Source organism: Methanobrevibacter sp., from assembly GCF_045126245.1.
Classification (GTDB): domain Archaea; phylum Methanobacteriota; class Methanobacteria; order Methanobacteriales; family Methanobacteriaceae; genus Methanocatella.
Window position 1 is genome coordinate 1 of the sequence record NZ_JBGVOG010000032.1, and the last position, 14,986, is coordinate 14,986.

Here is a 14,986-nt window from a genome sequence, read left to right on the forward strand (position 1 = left end):
ATTGAGATACTTGCCCGATTTAACGGAATAAATTCGGCTGAAAATTCTGCATGGGCTTTAAAAATTGATTTTGCAGAACATGCACGAATGTCACAGCTAAGCAATTACAGCATATCCAAAAATCACTTCCTTAAATTTGAAAACAACAGATTCCACATTTCAAATTACAGCTATCTCAAAATGATTAAATCCGAGATTCCAATTTTATTAAGGGTTTTAAAAAGAAAGGAATCATATTACACCTCAGTTTTATTTTTCCGATTTGTTTACACATTATTATATCCATTTTATAGAAATAAACGCATTTGGCTATTTATGGACCGAAGAGAAAATGCAGACGATAATGCAGAGCATCTATATAAATATGCAATCACCCAGAAAGATGGAATCAACAAATATTTCACGGTCAATGAGGACAGCAGTGATTTTAAAAGACTTTCAAACCTTTCAAACCTCACCCCATTTTATTCAATTAAACACAGGTTCATCTATTTGTTTGCAGAAAAAATAATCTCGTCACATCCCGATGAAAACATACTAAATCCGTTTCATGAAAAGAATGTCACCTCCTATGCGGGACTGATAAACTCCGATAAAATTTTCCTGCAGCACGGAGTTACAAAAGATAATGTGTCTTCATGGCTTCATAAGTTTGATAAGAATCTGAAATTGATTGTTTGCGTTTCGGATGAGGAAAAAAAGTCATTTTTAGATCCCGGATACAATTACGATGAGAAAATCATTGAAACATTAGGTTTTCCAAGATTTGACAATCTAACTAAAACTAATGAAACATCAAAGCAAATCCTTATCGCACCATCCTGGAGAACCGACCTGCACAACATGACTCCCAACTATATCAAAAATTCCGAATACTTCAAACATGTCAACTCCCTAATAAACAATGAGGACTTAATACAATTGGCAAAAGAAAAAGGATATGCAATCATATTTAAACCCCATCACTTTGTTTACGAGTTCATTGATTTATTTGACAAAAATGATTATGTGAAAATCGATTATGACAGCACCTATCAGGAACTGTTCAAAACATCAGACTTGTTAATTACCGATTTCTCTTCAATAGCTTTTGATTTTTCATATATGAAAAAACCGGTGATTTATTATCAATATGCAAAGGACTATAACTTCAAAGAGGGCTATTTCAAATATAAAACCATGGGTTTTGGCGAAGTGATTGAAGATGAAAGGGAATTAATCAAACTTACAAACGAGTATCTCACAAATGATTGTGAAATGAAAGATATTTACAGACATAGAGTAGATACTTTTTATAAATATAATGACAAAAATAACTGTAGAAGAGTTTACGATGCAATTTTAAATTTGAAAAATTAACCAGGGGATTTATTTTTGAGTTTTAAAGAAAAGATTTTGACAAAAAGTAATTCTTACAATTATTATAAAAAGCAAAATGCCCAATTAATTGAAGAAATTGAAAAGCTTAAAAATGAGAAAAGAACTAATTTGAGAGAGGAATATATAAAATCATACAGACATGCAGGTTCTTTTTGTAATTGGACATACATCGATTATTTTTTTAGAGATGATTTTGAAGATAAATTCAAGGAAGCCACTAAACACCTCAGCGGCGAATCAAAAAACATTTATAAATGGATTTTTTTAAGGGCCTTGGCAGTGAATTTGATTTCAAGAAACTCACTTTATTTTGACCACGAATTAAACGACCAGAAGAGATTTACAGAATTCAACAAAACAAATTCGAATAAAAACGAGATTGCAGGATTTAAATTCACAGGAGATTATAATTTACATGCATTTATTGACTTGCATTTAACTGATGAAGATAAGGAACATATAAAAAATAAAGATATTATCGATGCAGGTGCATTTACAGGCGATACCGCATTGCCTCTGTCCAAAATAACAGATAAAAATGTTTATGCATTTGAACCCTTCGAAGAATCATTTGAGCTATTGAATAAAAATATTGCCGATAACAATATCCAAAATATAATCCCCATAAATAAATCATTAGGAAATATTAACGGCGAGCGAACGTTATACTTATCCGGAACCAATGTTCAGGGCATTACAAGTAATCCCGACACTCGACCTTATGACAACGAAATCAAAGTGGAAGAAACAACCTTGGACACATTTGTCGAAGAAAACGATTTAGATGTCGGATACATTACAATCGATGTTGAAGGAGCGGAGCGAGATTTGTTGAAAGGAGCAATAAATACTATTAAAAATCAAAAACCGATATTAAGCATTAGTATTTACCACAGTGTGAACGATTATTTCGAAATAATTCCTTGGATTGCAAATCTAGAAGTAGGATACAAATTTGAAGTGTTTAAAGAACAGCCTTGGCCTTTTTTAGGAGATACTGTTGTTCAATGTAGGGCAAAATAAAATTTATCCAGTGATTATATGTTAAAACCAAACAAAAATGAATATGATTTTAAAATTTCTGTTGTAATGGCAGTTTATAATACTGAAGAGTTTTTAAAGGAGGCTATTGAAAGTATTGTAAACCAAAGCATTGGTTTTGAGGATGTTGAATTGATTTTGGTTGATGACGGAAGCAGTGACGGATCAAAAGAGATTTGCAAGGATTATGAAAAAAGATTTCCTCAAAACGTTAACTATATTTATCAGGAAAATCAGGGTCAGGCGACTGCAAGAAACAATGGAATGAAAGTTGCAAGAGGAAAATACATTAATTTCCTTGACAGTGATGACAAACTAGAACTAAATGCCCTGGAACTTGTTTATAAGTTTTTTGAAAGCCATTACAATGATGTGGATGTCGTTTCGATTCCAATAAAATTCTTTGACAGGCAGCGCGGAAACCATATATTGAACTATAAATATCGTTCAACACAACTGATTGATTTAGATGAACATCCGGATTACATTCAACTTTCGGCTTCTGCATCATTTATTAAAAAGGAAGCAATAAAGGATTATATTTTTGATCCGCATCTAGTTGTTTCCGAAGATGCAATATTCATAAATAAAATTCTTTTAGAAAAAAGAAAGCTGGGCGTGATTTCAAGGACCAGTTATTATTATAGAAAAAGACTTTTGAATGATTCAACTGTGGATTTATCTGTAAAAAGCAGAGATTATTATATTCAAAGGTCTGAAATTTTCTTTAAAGAACTTCTCAATTATTCCAAATCAAAATACGGGGAAATCTATGATTTTATTAAATATACGGTCGTTTATGATATTCAGTGGATTTTCAATATGGGAAACATTAAAGAAATTCTGGGCGAAGAAGACCTTGAAAAACTAAAATCCATTTTATATGAAATATTGCAGGAAATTGATGACGAAATAATCCTAAAACAAAGATACCATGATAAAAATCTTAAATACAACATTCTAATTTTCAAACATGGAAAAATGGAAACAGAACTGGGAGAAAATAACGTTAAAAAATCAGTCAACGGCCATATTATTGACGAGTTATATTACCACATATTTTATATTGATGCCTTTGAAATCCATAAAAATAATGTAAATATGCTGGGCTATCTGAAATCATACTTCAAATATCCGGAAGTTAAAATCGAAGCGGTGAAATATGGTGAAAATGAGTTTATGGAATACTGGTTAGATTACGTCAATAAAAGAATTCCCGGATTTTTAAAATGGAACTATCTAAACGATGAGGGACGCAAATATAAAACAAACTTATTTAATATAAGTTCAGACAATCCATTGAATGAATTAAAGCTCAGCGACTTCACCAAAGATGTTAATTTAAATGATGAAGACATTATGCTTGAAGATATTAATTCAGAAGATGAATTTTTAAAGATAAATTATATTGACAAGAACACTTATGAAACTGCAAAAAATGAAGTTCTCAAAAAGTATTTGGAAAATCATGGGGAAGTTTACGAATCCAAAAAAATCGAATATCCATTAAGAGGAAAAAAATATTTGGATTTGGACAACATATCACATTACAATTTTGAAATTGATATTCCTTTAGAGGAATATGAAGATTCAAACATTAAACTTAGGGTATTATATGGGCCGAAAAACTTTTATCTGAACGTGAAAATGGAAAATTACTCAAAAATTACAGAAGAAAGTTTTTATTCAAAAAAAGAAAATTATCTAGTTCATTTTGAAAACAATACATTCAAATTAATCAGATATACAATACCTAAATTATTAGAGTTAGAAAAAGCGAACATTGAATTTTTTGAATCGCAAATCAGACATGGGTTCAATGACATAATCAATTTTAGAAAACATTATTATTATTCATTTATGGAATATGCAAATCGGAGAATCTGGCTATTTATGGACAGGCCGAGTGTAGCTGACGACAATGCGGAGCATCTTTTCAAATACGCTTTAAAACAGGATGACGGCATTGAAAAATATTTCGTTTTAAATAAGGACTCCAGAGATTTTAAGAGGTTAAGCGAGATTGGAAATGTTATTGAAGCGGGATCCGAAGAACACAAACTACTGGCATGCCATGCGGAAAAAATCATTTCATCCCAGGCAGATGCCGTGGTCATTAATCCGTTCTATAAGCAGGAGAAGTTTTACAATGGGCTTTTTTCCGCAAAAGTGTACTTCTTACAACATGGAGTAATCAAAGAGGATATTTCCTCATGGCTTCATAGATATGACAAATACTTATATTTAGTTTTAACCTCAGCCAAAGCAGAATACTGTTCACTTTTCAATCCAAAATCACAATACAATTATACTGAGTCCACCGTTCAGCTTTTAGGACTTCCAAGGCATGATTATCGTGAAAGATTAGAAGACCGGAAAGAAATTGTAGTGATGCCATCCTGGAGAAGGTCACTGGAACACCTTACCGAAGAGCAGTTTAAAAATTCCGAATTCTTTAAGGCATACAATTCCCTATTGAATGATGAGAAACTGATCGGATTTTTAGACAAGCACGGGTATACATTAATTTTTAAACCGCATCATAATTTAAACGAACATCTGCATCTATTTGACAGACATCCGTCAGTTGAATTCGACAATATTAAATCGGATGCTGGAAGTGCGCATACATATAATGACATTTTCAATCACTCTTCACTGCTAATTACCGATTATTCCTCTGTAGTGTTCGATTTTGCATATATCAAAAAACCGATAATCTATTATCATGCTGTAGAAGATTATCATTTTGATATTAAAAACAGTTTCTTTGATTATGAAACAATGGGCTTTGGAGAGATTGCTAAAAGTTCCGAAGGCCTGATTAATTTAATCATGAATTATGTAAACCTTGATTGTGAAATGAAAGACAAATATAAAAAGAGAGTTGATGATTTCTTTGAGTTTAGGGATAAAAACAATTGTAAAAGGGTTTATGATTTCATATTGAATGATTCGATTGATGAGATACCTCAAGAATTAAGTAATGATGACTTAAATAATCTTCTAAAAAGTTTTGGAGATGACTTTTACAAAAATGTTGATTTTGAAAAAAGAATAACTAAAGAACGCATTAAGAAAAATGAATTAACAGAAAAACTTGAAGCCAAAAATAATGAAATTGATTTATTGAATAAAGAACTGGAAAGAAAACAAAAACAAATTGACACATTATTAAATTCAAATAGTTGGAAAGTAACAAAGCCACTTAGAAAAACAACTGAAATGTTAAAAAACAACAAAGGTGATTAATTGAGCGCGTATAAACTATCCATTATCATTCCAACATTCAATTTAGAAAATGACATCAGCAATGCATTCGATTCAATAAAATCCCAAACAATGGGATTTGAAAATATTGAAGTGATTTTTGTAGATGACAATTCTACTGACAATACATTTAAAATCATAAAAGATTATTCAAATGAATACGAAAATGTTAAAGTTTTTAAAACAGATGAAAACAGCGGATTTGCGGGAAAACCAAGAAATATCGGTCTTGAAAAATCAACTGCAGAATATGTGCTGTTTCTTGACGGAGACGATCAGCTTTTAGTTGACTCCTGCGAAGTGCTCTTGAATAATAAATCAGACATTGCAATCGGGTCACATATTAACTGTTATGACAATGGTGTTTTGGAACACAATCCTGCATTGCCGATAGGTAGAAATGAAATTTTTGAAACTGTGGATGACGCCAATTTATTAAATATCACACCTGCAATTTCAGCGAAGTTATTTAAAAAGGAATTATTGGTTGAAAATGACATCAAATTTGCTGAAGGAATTCCTGCTCAAGATTTGATATTTTTATTGGAGGCTATACTGCATTCCAACAAAACCACTATTCTGAATTATCACTACATATATTTCAGAAACATACACAAAAACTCCGTTTCATATAAAATTACTGAAAAATACCTTTTAGGCTTAATTAAAGCATATACTTTAATTGCAGAGCTATTTGAAAAATATTCAATAGACCATAACTTCCAGGAACTTGTTTTCAAAAAGCACATCGGCTTTTTCACCACACAAATTTTAAGAGCATATAATTTAAATAACTTGACTATCGATGAAGTAAATGGAATTATAAACTCAGATTCCTTTAAAAAATTGGCTGAAAAAGAAATTTTTAAAGACAATCCTCAATTTTGCGAATATATCAAATGCATGTTTGATGGGAAATACAATGACGCAAAAGAGACTATTGATAACATTAAATTAAATGTTGAAATCAGCAATAGCTATCTGAACATGAAAAATAAACATAATGACCTGAAAAATCAAAATGAGGAGCTCAATAACAAAAATAATAATCTGAAGAATCAGAATAGTGACCTCAATGATAGAAATAATGACCTGAAAAATCAGAATACAACATTAACAGAGCAAAACAATAATGTTAACAACAAACTTATGGAATTAAAAAAGGATATGGAAAGCATAGATTTGAAAAATAAAGAATTGGTTAAATCAAATGAACATCTGAAAAGCGAAAATTCAAACCTGAAAACAGAATTGGATACAATTAAATCAAAGAAACTATGGAAATTAATAAACAAATTTTAAGGTGAAAGAATGCATAAAAGTTCTGTTTTAAAAATGAGATACTTTAAAGAAAATTATTTGAATCCTGATACCGAATTAAAAATACTGGATATCGGGTCTTTTGATAAATCCGGAGATTATAATTATGGAATGATTTTAAATGAAGATAATTGGACTTATCATGGTCTGGATTTAAAAGAAGGAAATAATGTAGATATTATAGTGAAAGACCCATATAAATGGGATGAAATTGAAGATGAATGTTACGATTTAATTATTTCCGGTCAAGCATTCGAACATATCGAATATTTCTGGTTGACCCTTGAGGAGATTAAAAGAATCATGAAGCCCGGAGGGATGCTTTTCATAATCGTGCCGAGTGCAGGTCCGGTTCATAAAAATCCATATGACTGCTACAGATTCCAGGAAGACGGCATGAAGGCAATGGCAAAATACATCAACTTCGAAATAATTGAGTTCAGAACCGATTATGATGAATCTTCAACCCCATGGCATGACAGCATTTTGGTTGCCCGAAAACCCGAAGTCATAAAAGATGGAGACATCAGTGCCAGAATAGACAATGTCGAATATAAGATGGATTTGATTTTACAAAAAATCAAAAGATAAAATCCGCTATTCAAGATAGAAAATTAATTCTATCCAACTTTTTTATTGCGAAACATGATAATTTTTATATATAAATTAGAATAGAATTTTATTTATGAACCTTAAATCGGATAAATCGGATGAATCATTTAGTATTTCAAAACCAAATTATAGGGATTTAATAATATTTTTAATACCTTTCATCATATTTTTAGCATACCTTTATGTATATAATCCAGGTGTTCTGACTTATGATTCATTCAATCAGCTGCACCAGATTGCTACAGGCCATTTCAGCAATTGGCATCCGTTTTTCCATACGTTCATTGAGATGCTATGCCTGAAAATTTATGCAAGCCCCTTATCCATAGCGGCTCTTCAGATACTGGTGTTTTCTACAATGTGGATGATAATCTGCAAATACCACCGTGACGATGACGGTGAAAACAAAACATTTATTCTGCAGATAATCCTTACATTAATAATCTCTCTAATTCCGATTAATGCGATTTATGCAATTACATTATGGAAAGACGTTTTATTCAGTTATTTCATAATGTTTTTATGTTTCCTGATTAAAGTAATGCTTGATAAAAAAGGCAAAGTTGATTTGAAACTTGTTGCAGTCATGGCCGTGGTCATGGCCTTCGTATCCCAATTAAGGTTAAACGGGATTTATCTAATAGTAGTCCTATTGATTATCCTTACAGCTTACCTGATTTTAAAAAAGGAATCCGAAAAAGTCTGCATTGCACTTCCTGCATTGACAATAGTGTTCATTTTACTGATTGCATCACTGAATGTTGCATATGATGTTGAAGATAATCAAAAGGATTATGTTTTTGTCAAAACTTCACATATGCTGGCAGACTATGACCTGCATCTTGATTTGGATGCCTCAGACAGCGACAAGATACATGAAATGATAAACGAAACCCAACTTAACAAATCATACAACATCTATTATTCGGATCCAATAAACTGGATTTCCAATGAAGAGGTTTACCACAACGATCCACAGACATATCTGAATATGGCAGTCAAATATTCACTGCAAAACCCGCAGCGCGCCCTATTCTACCTATTCAAATCCGCAGATATTGTATGGGACATAACAAGAGATAACGACTGGACCGGAGAGGCCTATTACATCACCGGCAAAGGGCCTGGAGCAGAAGCCGCCAAGGAAAAATTCTTCTCAATAATCAATTCAACACCTGAGGCGAATTATGAAGATGTTTCCAATTATAATGAGGGAACCGGAAAATTCAATTTATTGAGTGCATTTGTAAATGAAGCTAGAGTAAATATAATTTTGGATACTCTATTCAATAGCCCTGCACTGTACATGTACCTGGCAATAGTTTTATTAATATTAATGCACATAATAACTAAATCCAAGGACATATACCTTGTCTATCTGCCTAACCTGTTGAATATAATAATCGTTTTCTTTTCAATACCAGTTCAGGACAACAGGTACCTGTATGCTAATCTATTGGTCTGTTATCTGTTGATGATAATTCTAATAAGTCTGATACAACTAAAAGACAAATCCGATGCGGATCTATCAAGAAAGCATGAAGAAGCGATTGAAAGGCTCAAAAAAGAAAATACTATACAACATGAAAATGTTGAGGACTCACATCCTCAAGAAGATGAGATCATGCCTCCTGAAAGGAAAGAGACCCCAGAAGAAATGGAGGCTCGAATCAGGGCAGAAATATTAAGAGAACTTGAAATGAAAAAATAAAAAAAGATTTTGGTGAAACTATGATAATTACAAAAGGAGAAGACCTTCTTGAAAACGAAGCCATTGAATTTGTAGGTGAAGTTCCAAACCTAATAAACAGTCAGATTTACGTTCATGGAGAAAACAACATTCTTGTTTGTGAAGAAGGCGTTACATTAAAAGATTCCAGAATTGATTTTCATCAAAACAACTCCATTTTATACTTATCAAGCAATAGTCATGATTATCGGGTGACAATTTCACTCAATATAGATAGTACCTGTTTTATTGGAAAAAACAACTTCTTTAACGGAATTACCGCAATTGTCGCATCAGAAGCCAAAAACATAGTTATCGGAAACGACTGTTTCTTTTCATATAATGTGGTCATCAGGGTTTCCGACGGCCATGGAATCTATTCTACAAAAGACAATAAAAGGTTGAACCATGCAAAAAGCATTTTCATTGGAGATCACGTGTGGTTCGGTCAAAATTCGATGGTTTTCAAAGGCAGCCAAATTCATTCAGGTTCAATAATCGGCGCAGGTTCAATCGTATCCAATAAGATTATCCCATCAAATGTCACATACGCGGGCAGTCCCGTCCGTTTAATCAAGGACAACACATTCTGGATTCCACATTCAACTCAGGGATGGAGTGCAGAGGATATTGAAAAGATGGAGGAATACAGCAATGAACTTTTCATTTACAAAAGTGATGAGTCAACCTTGGATTTCAATGAAATTGATGAAGAGCTATTGAAATCAAATGCCGAAGAATCCCTGGAATACCTTACAATTATCCTTTTAAACAACAATAAAAATCGTTTTGCTTTAAGCGAGGAAGACAAATAATAAAAAGATGAATTCTTAAACAACATCTTTTTGCCAAAAAAAGACAGCAAATAAATGTTTACACTCGCAACAATTACAATCTTTTAAAAAAAAATTCGAAACTACGGCAGTGTAGATTCGAACTTTATGCTTTTTCACGACTTGTTAGTCAACAATATATTATTACTTTATACAATATAAATTAGTAGGTTCAATCAACATTGCAACAAATCATGACTTTTCAACTATCAATTTAATCAAATTTTCCTTAATTATTTTGACACATTCTTCGGCTTCACCATCTAATCTGAAAGGGTCTTTTGCAGATACACCATACTCATCTAAAATTTCACTTACATTAACTGTCCTATCAACATCAATTCCCTTATTTTTTAAAATTGTATTGACAATTGTTAGAACATCCGTTGATGGTTATGATCAGCTGCTTTTTGAGCATTTAATTATTGATGCCATCGATGCCAGCGGATGTGGATTCCCTGCATATTGATATCGCATCGCTGCACTCATTTCTGCAATCCCCAACTGCAACGCAAGCCACCAGAATATTTGGACTCATTCCGTTGCACGGAGCCAATGCCTTTCTTCTCCTTTAATACACCTTCAAAGCCTAAAATCCTAAATCTAGCAAAACATTACAATTTAAAACCTGTTCCGATAAACTGGGCGACATCGCGGCCGGTATCGTCTGAGATGTCCACGTTGATTATGGATGATGTGCGTCCGCTTTTCCTGCAGGTTGCTTTTGCAATTAACTTGTCGCCTTTCGGAGCGGACAGGTAATGAATGTCAACCTGTTGGGCAACAGTTAACTGGTGAATCTGGTTGGACAAAACAGCAAATGCAAAATCCGCCAATGTAAATATTACTCCACCCATTACTCCCCCATAAGCATTTCTATGCTCATCAGTCAGGCTTAAGCTGCAGATTGCCTCATCCTCACTTAGCTCGTCCAATGTTATTCCAGTATTTACTGCAAACTTATCCTTGTAAAAAAATTCCCTAGCGCTTTCAATCGTATTGAAGTTAACCATTTTAACACCAATATTATTTATTGACATATGCCTAATTAACATTTGTGAAAATAGATTTTACAATTTTTTAATATGGGGCCAAAACCAAATCAACAATATTGAAAGCAAACAAGAAAAGATGACCGCCGGAGGATAAACAAAATATCCGATTATCATTCCTATACCCACAACAAGCACGGTTGATAAATAATAATGATTATCCAAAACCATCAAAAGGGCAATATTTGCCGGATCGACATTTTTAAGAGCGTTGGATGTTACTATTGACAATAATGCTATAACGATGAAATCAATCCCATAACATGCCTGGGCGACAAATGAATAGAAATTTTCCGCAACAAAAGTTGACAAATACGGAATCAAAGACAAGACAAACATTGAAGCACCAATTGACCATATGACCTTGCCGTCAATCCTATTTACAATTCCAAACAGGTTATTGTTATAATTCCAATAATTGAAGCAAACAATGAAACTGATTATATATGCAACAAACTCCAATTTCAAATCAAACAATGCCTCCCATGACCCTCCTGCAGCCATAGGAATTTCCAAAACGATGACTGTCAATATAATTGCCACGATTGCATCGAATAACGCTTCAAACCTTTCGCTGCTTTCAATTTCAGACTTTGCAATGACCGATAAAACAAACCAATAGAAAGTAGCCAGAATACATGAAACATAAATCCCCGGAACATAAACAGTATAAGTAACCAAGAATCCAATCAAAATAATCAAAATTGGAATATATCTCCTGTAATCCTTCAAATTAACCTTCTTAAGTTTCTCATTATACGGATTTGCGTTAACTATCAAGTATGTAGATGCAGTATAAAGAACATTAGTGAATAAAAACAACATCCCGAACATGACCTGGGAAGGAATGGAATCCGGATATAGGGCAACCCATGTCGCAAAGTAAGGAACAAGAGATATGATGAATATTAAACCACCATACACCAAAACAACGGAATTGTTTATCTTATCAACCATCTGGAATAGATTATGGTCATTATACCAGGTGTTGAAGATAATTATAAAACATGTGAGATATGTTATGTACCTCATATTCAGATTTAAAATGGCCCCCCATGTTGCGGTTTCGGGCTGGGTAAGCTTTAAAACCAAAACTGTAATAATAATTGCAAGAACTGCATCCATGAATGTTTCAAAACGAGTCGTGTCCATAATAAATTATCTGAAATTAATCATATAAAACACTTTTAGTGAATGCTTCAAAAAATTTACATTAAATATTACTAAATGAAAATCAAATGGGCTTGGAATTAGAGCAATATTATTGTTTGAAATAATCTTCATTAGTTTTCTGCTGACCCAAATTGTTGAAAATGTAAATCCTCTGGATTCGCCGGTTATGGTTTCCAATGCATTTACAAGTAACTGGTATGCTGTTCTTGGCACTTCAATTGCAGGTAAAATCAACTATTTAGTTCTAGTTTGGGAGGTTACATGTTGTCCGGCGTAGCTACAGCCACATTTACGGCAGAAATACTGATTTCATATTTAAATAAGAAATTAAATGAAGTCAATGAAAAATTGGATAGATTAGAGGAACTGGTTAAGGAAAAATAGAAATTTCTCTGTTTTAAAATTTTCATGTTTATCAGTTAATTTTATATATGCTAAAGACCATAGTTTACCTAACGAACGATAGGTAGGCAATAATGAACACCAAAGAAAAAATTTTTGAAGTTTCTCTCGATTTGTTTTCAAAAAAAGGTTATGATTCAGTTTCACTAAGGGAAATAGCAGAAGAAGTTGGAATAAAAAAGAGTTCTATATACAGCCATTATTCCTCAAAGGAAGAAATATTAATGGACATATTTAATCAATTCACAAGCGGATTCGAAATCGATGATGAAGAAATTCAATTAAGCGAAAATAATCCGCTACTGGAAAATCCGGAACTATTCTATCACAAGGGATCCGAAGCAATAAAAGAAATGCTGTTTCAAGAGACAAACCTTAAAATCTGGAAACTAATTCTAATTCAAATGCACCACAATGAAATCATCAAATCCTTTTTCGAAAATGAAATACTGGTCAAGCCATTGGTATTTTGGGAAGGGCTGTTTACACTATTAAAAGAAAAAGGAGTCATACGCAAAGATTCCAATCCTAAGCTATTGGCCAAACAGTATTACAGTTTTCCGATTTATCTGCTTTTAGAGATATGCTCAAAATATGATGACATACCGCAGGAAGTCCTTGAAGACTTCTTCAGCGAAGCCGAAGAACATGCCCAATTCCTTTTTGAAAGCGTGAAGGTGAGATGAATGGAAAATGATTTCAATATTCAGGAATATCTGGCCGAAGGGGTTGAACATATTGTGAAAGATGCCATCCGCACATCAATCAAAAATCCCAAAGAAAGCCTATTTTTACTCAGATTTTCCAAATCTGCAAAAAAAGCCACCAAAATCAGACAAGAATATGAAAAGGATAATCAAAACATCCCTGCTTTTTTAATTGCAAGCATTACAAGCAGCTGCAACCTGCATTGTACAGGATGCTACTCAAGGGCCAACAATGCATGCAGTGATGATGCTCCGGCAAATCAGCTTACAGCCGAAGAATGGGAAGACATATTCAGCCAAGCAAAAGAAATGGGAATAAGCTTCATTGTTCTTGCCGGTGGAGAACCAATGATCCGGAAGGACATTATAACTAAAGCGTCCAATTTTCCCGAAATTCTATTTCCAATATTTACAAACGGAACCATGCTAAATGACGATTACCTGAAATTGCTTGACGACAACAGAAATCTAGTTCCAATCTTATCGATTGAAGGGGATGAAAAAATCACGGATTCAAGAAGAGGCAAAGGCGTTTATAGACAGCTGGTTGACTCCATGGAACTTATGAAGAAAAACAATGTAATCTTTGGCGCATCACTTACGTTTACAAAAGGCAACCTATCCTCTTTGGTTGAAAGGGAATTCATCGACAAACTTCATGATTTTGGATGCAAGGTAGTGTTTTTCATTGAATATGTTCCGGTTAATGAAGAAACAAAAAACATAGCTCCAAACGATGAAGAAAGAGAATTATTATTGGACAATATTGAAGACCTTCGAAAAGAATATTCTGACATGCTGTTCATGTCATTTCCAGGAGATGAAAAGGATTCCGGAGGCTGCCTGGCTGCAGGAAGAGGATTTTTCCATATCAATTCACAGGGAGGAGCGGAACCTTGCCCTGCATCACCCTATTCAGACATAAACGTCAAAGACACATCACTTCTTGAAGCCTTAAATTCAAAATTATTCAGATCCCTTAGAGACGGAGGGATTCTTATGGATGACCACGAAGGCGGGTGTGTCCTGTTTGAGCATAAGGAAGATGTAGAAAGAATATTGGATAATTGATCTCTTTGATAAATCCAAGCAAATCGGCCAATTAATTCTAATAAAAAATAAAAAATTATAACTTTAAATTAAAATTTAATTCTTTAAATTCTTTTATTTTTTGTTTATTCAAATAATATTGGTTTATTTTGTTTTTTAAGATGCAAGTGGGCACTTACATTCGAAAAACTTTATATATGGCCGTTTTCATATAGTTACTTGTGCCTTGAAATGTCATATCCTAAATCGGCATTTCATACCCAACATATGAAAAATGGTGATACTTATGAATCTCAATAAAAAATTATTAACTTTACTTGCAATCTTTTGCATTATTGCATCTGCAGGCATTGTTTGCGCTGCAGATTACGGTGGTTACGCTGGAAGCAACTATCAGGACATGAACGGTGTCAGTGG

Annotated in this window: 15 protein-coding genes; 12 read left to right on the forward strand and 3 right to left on the reverse strand. The window is 33.2% G+C overall.

The annotated features are described in order from the left end of the window. The 8 genes from ACJMLZ_RS02420 to ACJMLZ_RS02455 all read left to right on the forward strand — a co-directional run. The coding region (locus tag ACJMLZ_RS02420; RefSeq protein WP_405303778.1) for a CDP-glycerol glycerophosphotransferase family protein at positions 1–1,359 on the forward strand (1,359 nt) is incomplete at its 5' end. 15 nt (positions 1,360–1,374) lie between these two features. Continuing rightward, positions 1,375–2,403, forward strand: coding sequence for an FkbM family methyltransferase (locus ACJMLZ_RS02425; RefSeq protein ID WP_405303779.1), 1,029 nt, complete (start codon positions 1,375–1,377; stop codon positions 2,401–2,403). A gap of 18 nt (positions 2,404–2,421) precedes the next feature. Continuing rightward, a complete protein-coding gene (locus ACJMLZ_RS02430; RefSeq protein WP_405303780.1) occupies positions 2,422–5,673 on the forward strand; it encodes a CDP-glycerol glycerophosphotransferase family protein in 3,252 nt (1,083 codons plus the stop codon). Beyond that, positions 5,674–6,993, forward strand: a complete 1,320-nt coding sequence (locus ACJMLZ_RS02435) for a glycosyltransferase family 2 protein (RefSeq protein WP_405303781.1) — start codon at positions 5,674–5,676, stop codon at positions 6,991–6,993. Positions 6,994–7,002: 9 nt separating this feature from the next. Continuing rightward, entirely contained in the window at positions 7,003–7,602 is a 600-nt protein-coding gene (locus ACJMLZ_RS02440; protein ID WP_405303782.1) for a class I SAM-dependent methyltransferase, read from the forward strand. 94 nt (positions 7,603–7,696) lie between these two features. Then, a complete protein-coding gene (locus tag ACJMLZ_RS02445) occupies positions 7,697–9,334 on the forward strand; it encodes a hypothetical protein (RefSeq protein ID WP_405303783.1) in 1,638 nt (545 codons plus the stop codon). 20 nt (positions 9,335–9,354) lie between these two features. Further along, positions 9,355–10,167, forward strand: a complete 813-nt coding sequence (locus ACJMLZ_RS02450; RefSeq protein ID WP_405303784.1) for an acyltransferase — start codon at positions 9,355–9,357, stop codon at positions 10,165–10,167. A gap of 256 nt (positions 10,168–10,423) precedes the next feature. Further along, complete coding sequence (locus tag ACJMLZ_RS02455; protein WP_405303785.1) at positions 10,424–10,654, forward strand: hypothetical protein; 231 nt, start codon at positions 10,424–10,426, stop codon at positions 10,652–10,654. Here ACJMLZ_RS02455 and ACJMLZ_RS02460 read toward each other — a convergent pair. The 3 genes from ACJMLZ_RS02460 to ACJMLZ_RS02470 are packed head-to-tail and all read right to left on the reverse strand — an operon-like array spanning position 10,604 to position 12,389. After that, positions 10,604–10,741 carry a hypothetical protein gene (locus ACJMLZ_RS02460; protein WP_405303786.1) on the reverse strand — a complete coding sequence of 46 codons (138 nt, stop codon included), beginning with the start codon at positions 10,739–10,741 and terminating at the stop codon, positions 10,604–10,606. The two genes, ACJMLZ_RS02455 and ACJMLZ_RS02460, sit on opposite strands and share 51 nt — an antisense overlap. Before the next feature lie 58 nt (positions 10,742–10,799). After that, positions 10,800–11,225: a PaaI family thioesterase gene (locus ACJMLZ_RS02465; RefSeq protein ID WP_405303787.1), complete on the reverse strand. Its 426-nt coding sequence runs from the start codon at positions 11,223–11,225 to the stop codon at positions 10,800–10,802. A gap of 30 nt (positions 11,226–11,255) precedes the next feature. Continuing rightward, the gene (locus ACJMLZ_RS02470) at positions 11,256–12,389 is read right to left on the reverse strand and encodes a TMEM175 family protein (RefSeq protein ID WP_405303788.1); all 1,134 of its coding nucleotides are present in this window, start codon (positions 12,387–12,389) and stop codon (positions 11,256–11,258) included. Positions 12,390–12,501: 112 nt separating this feature from the next. Here ACJMLZ_RS02470 and ACJMLZ_RS02475 point away from each other — a divergent pair, with 112 nt between their 5' ends. The 4 genes from ACJMLZ_RS02475 to ACJMLZ_RS02490 all read left to right on the forward strand — a co-directional run bounded on the left by ACJMLZ_RS02475 (position 12,502) and on the right by ACJMLZ_RS02490 (position 14,590). Next, positions 12,502–12,687, forward strand: a complete 186-nt coding sequence (locus ACJMLZ_RS02475) for a hypothetical protein (protein ID WP_405303789.1) — start codon at positions 12,502–12,504, stop codon at positions 12,685–12,687. Beyond that, positions 12,672–12,794, forward strand: a complete 123-nt coding sequence (locus tag ACJMLZ_RS02480) for a hypothetical protein (RefSeq protein ID WP_405303790.1) — start codon at positions 12,672–12,674, stop codon at positions 12,792–12,794. The genes ACJMLZ_RS02475 and ACJMLZ_RS02480 overlap by 16 nt, the downstream gene beginning before the upstream one ends. Positions 12,795–12,886: 92 nt before the next feature. After that, positions 12,887–13,498, forward strand: coding sequence for a TetR/AcrR family transcriptional regulator (locus ACJMLZ_RS02485; RefSeq protein ID WP_405303791.1), 612 nt, complete (start codon positions 12,887–12,889; stop codon positions 13,496–13,498). After that, a complete protein-coding gene (locus tag ACJMLZ_RS02490; RefSeq protein ID WP_405303792.1) occupies positions 13,499–14,590 on the forward strand; it encodes a radical SAM protein in 1,092 nt (363 codons plus the stop codon). The last annotated feature ends 396 nt before the right edge of the window (positions 14,591–14,986 follow it).

What these genes read in the sequence shown, in the direction of transcription:
- ACJMLZ_RS02430 (WP_405303780.1), top strand. Translation starts at nt 2,422, where the DNA reads ATGTTAAAACCAAACAAAAATGAATATGATTTTAAAATTTCTGTTGTA.
- ACJMLZ_RS02440 (WP_405303782.1), top strand. Translation starts at nt 7,003, where the DNA reads ATGCATAAAAGTTCTGTTTTAAAAATGAGATACTTTAAAGAAAATTAT.
- ACJMLZ_RS02445 (WP_405303783.1), top strand. Translation starts at nt 7,697, where the DNA reads ATGAACCTTAAATCGGATAAATCGGATGAATCATTTAGTATTTCAAAA.
- ACJMLZ_RS02450 (WP_405303784.1), top strand. Translation starts at nt 9,355, where the DNA reads ATGATAATTACAAAAGGAGAAGACCTTCTTGAAAACGAAGCCATTGAA.
- ACJMLZ_RS02465 (WP_405303787.1), bottom strand. Translation starts at nt 11,225, where the DNA reads ATGTCAATAAATAATATTGGTGTTAAAATGGTTAACTTCAATACGATT.
- ACJMLZ_RS02470 (WP_405303788.1), bottom strand. Translation starts at nt 12,389, where the DNA reads ATGGACACGACTCGTTTTGAAACATTCATGGATGCAGTTCTTGCAATT.
- ACJMLZ_RS02480 (WP_405303790.1), top strand. Translation starts at nt 12,672, where the DNA reads ATGTTGTCCGGCGTAGCTACAGCCACATTTACGGCAGAAATACTGATT.
- ACJMLZ_RS02485 (WP_405303791.1), top strand. Translation starts at nt 12,887, where the DNA reads ATGAACACCAAAGAAAAAATTTTTGAAGTTTCTCTCGATTTGTTTTCA.
- ACJMLZ_RS02490 (WP_405303792.1), top strand. Translation starts at nt 13,499, where the DNA reads ATGGAAAATGATTTCAATATTCAGGAATATCTGGCCGAAGGGGTTGAA.